The organism is Alteromonas sp. CNT1-28 (genome assembly GCF_022348345.1).
GTDB lineage: Bacteria > Pseudomonadota > Gammaproteobacteria > Enterobacterales > Alteromonadaceae > Alteromonas > Alteromonas macleodii.
The window spans coordinates 1-2,403 of the sequence record NZ_JAKREZ010000078.1 but is presented as its reverse complement, the minus strand read 5'-3'; the positions used below and the strand labels follow the sequence as shown (position 1 = coordinate 2,403).

Annotated in this window: 2 protein-coding genes and 2 tRNA genes; all 4 read right to left on the bottom strand. The window is 44.1% G+C overall.

The genetic code is table 11. The features are described from left to right. Positions 1-19 precede the first annotated feature (19 nt). Positions 20-95 (bottom strand) — tRNA-Glu (locus MHN02_RS21310). A gap of 93 nt (positions 96-188) precedes the next feature. Continuing rightward, positions 189-264, bottom strand: a tRNA-Ala gene (locus tag MHN02_RS21305). Positions 265-349: 85 nt separating this feature from the next. Further along, complete coding sequence (gene gltX / locus MHN02_RS21300; RefSeq protein ID WP_014948924.1) at positions 350-1,759, bottom strand: glutamate--tRNA ligase; 1,410 nt, start codon at positions 1,757-1,759, stop codon at positions 350-352. A gap of 361 nt (positions 1,760-2,120) precedes the next feature. Beyond that, positions 2,121-2,403 (bottom strand): transposase (locus MHN02_RS21295; protein WP_239247947.1); only part of this gene is annotated, 283 nt, incomplete at its 5' end.

Here is a 2,403-nt window from a genome sequence, read left to right as displayed (position 1 = left end):
CGACTGTGACGCGATAAAATGGCGTCCCCTAGGGGATTCGAACCCCTGTTACCGCCGTGAAAGGGCGGTGTCCTAGGCCTCTAGACGAAGGGGACTGAATTCTTTCCTCGAAACTAAATTTTCGAATTTTTCAGTCCGAAGCTGCGTTAACAACTTCAGCCTATATCAAACCACATCTCAATGTGACTTGGTGGAGCCAGGCGGGATCGAACCGCCGACCTCCTGCATGCCATGCAGGCGCTCTCCCAGCTGAGCTATGGCCCCATCATGGTACCAGTCATTTTGTGTGACTGTTCCGTGACAGCGGGGCGCATTCTAGGCATCCCCCCCTGTCATGTCAACGCTTTTTTTATGAATTTTCTCTGTTTGCTATAAAAGTAAGCGCTTTGTCGATTCTCTCGCCAATTTTCTCTTTTGAGATAAGATTCAACGTGATATCTAATGACGGTGAATTACCGCCACCTGTCACAGCTACACGCAGCGGCATACCTACTTTCCCCATGCCCACTTCCAATTCTTCGGCTGTACTATTTATAGCAGCCTGAATATTTTCTGGGTTCCACTCTTCAATTGCCATTAATTTATCTTTAGCAAGCTCTAATGGGCCGCGAGCGACTGGACGAAGGTGTTTTTTCGCTGCGTTCGCATCAAAATCTTCATAGTCTTGATAAAAGTACGTAGAAATCTCAGCTAATTCTTTAAGCGTTTTTACTCTATCGGCCTGAATAGCGATAATAGATTCGAGCGCAGGGCCTGTCGTTAAATCAACATTCAACTCTTCAAAGTGCCATTTGGCGTGTGACGCAACTTCACTTGCTGGTAATGTCTTAATGTAGTGTTGATTCAACCAGATTAGCTTTTCTGTGTTAAATGCCGATGCAGATTGCCCAATGGCATCTAAGCTGAATTTCTCAATCATTTCATCAACTGAGAAAATTTCTTGGTCGCCGTGAGACCACCCCAACCTAACAAGGTAATTAAGCACAGCTTGCGGTAGGAAACCATCATCGCGATATTGCATCACGCTTACAGCGCCATGACGCTTAGATAACTTCTTGCCGTCATCACCCAAAATCATAGAAACGTGAGCATATTCTGGAACAGGTGCACCAAGCGCTTCAAGAATATTGATTTGACGTGGCGTGTTATTAATATGGTCTTCACCACGAACTACGTGAGTAATACCCATATCCCAATCATCAACAACTACACAGAAGTTATATGTAGGGGTACCGTCAGAGCGCTGAATAATAAGATCGTCTAGCTCAGTATTGCTAATCTCGATTTTTCCACGCACGTGATCATTAATTACCACTTTACCTTCTAAAGGGTTTTTGAAGCGGATAACAAAAGGCTGACCTTCTGGATGATCCGTTCTGTCTCTCCACGTACCTGGGTAACGAGGCTTCTCACCACGTTCTTTTTGCGCTTCACGAATCGCATCTAACTCTTCAGAGCTCATAAAGCATTTATACGCTTTACCTTCATCCAAAAGCTGCTGAATAAGTTCTTTATATCTATCGAAACGCTCAGTCTGATAGATTGGACCCGTATCCCACGTTAAACCTAACCATTGCATTCCGTCTAGAATGGCCTGCTTTGCTTCTTCAGTTGAACGCTCGATATCTGTATCTTCAATACGAAGAACAAACTCGCCGCCTTTGCTTTTAGCAAGAAGCCAAGAATAAAGCGCAGTTCGTGCGCCGCCAACGTGAAGATAGCCTGTTGGGCTGGGTGCAAATCGTGTAACAACCGACATGGTCACTCTCTATTGTTAATGTATTTCTAAAGTTGAGCGCATTCTACCAGTGTAAGCGCGACTTCAAAAGTAAGATAAGAATAGAAGGAAAAAGAAATCTCTTGAAGTAGTTTAGATGGTACGAAGAAAGTGAGTTATAAAGTGGACAGACACTTATTGTTGAAGCCCACTTTTTCAAAATTCATTTCTTGCTGAAGTGGACACACACTCAGATAAGTCCAACGATCAGAGAGTGACAGAACCGATAATAGCTTCAAAAAAGTAAGTGGGTGTCCGAAAAGACCAGGTACTTTGAATAAAAAGATACTGCACGCACTTTATCAGGTTTACGGAGCCTGTAACAGATTCTGTGTAACTGCCATTAGTTAATATGTTTTTCGAGGCGTTCCTCGAACTCGATAATAAAACGACTCATCGCCTGACGCCAGTTTTGAATCGGCATCGACCATTTCTTACTGGCGTCTTTTATTGCTAGGTACACCATTTTTCTTGCTGAATCATCGCTGGGGAAGATTTTCCGTTTCTTGATGGCTTTGCGGATAACGCTGTTCAACGACTCAATGGCGTTGGTGGTATAAATCGCCTTGCGGATGTCCTCGGGATAGTTGAACAAGGTATTGAGATTATGCCAGTGCGTGCGCCAT

Excerpts from the sequence above, each read along its gene's own strand:
- gltX (WP_014948924.1), bottom strand. The coding sequence starts at position 1,759 with ATGTCGGTTGTTACACGATTTGCACCCAGCCCAACAGGCTATCTTCAC.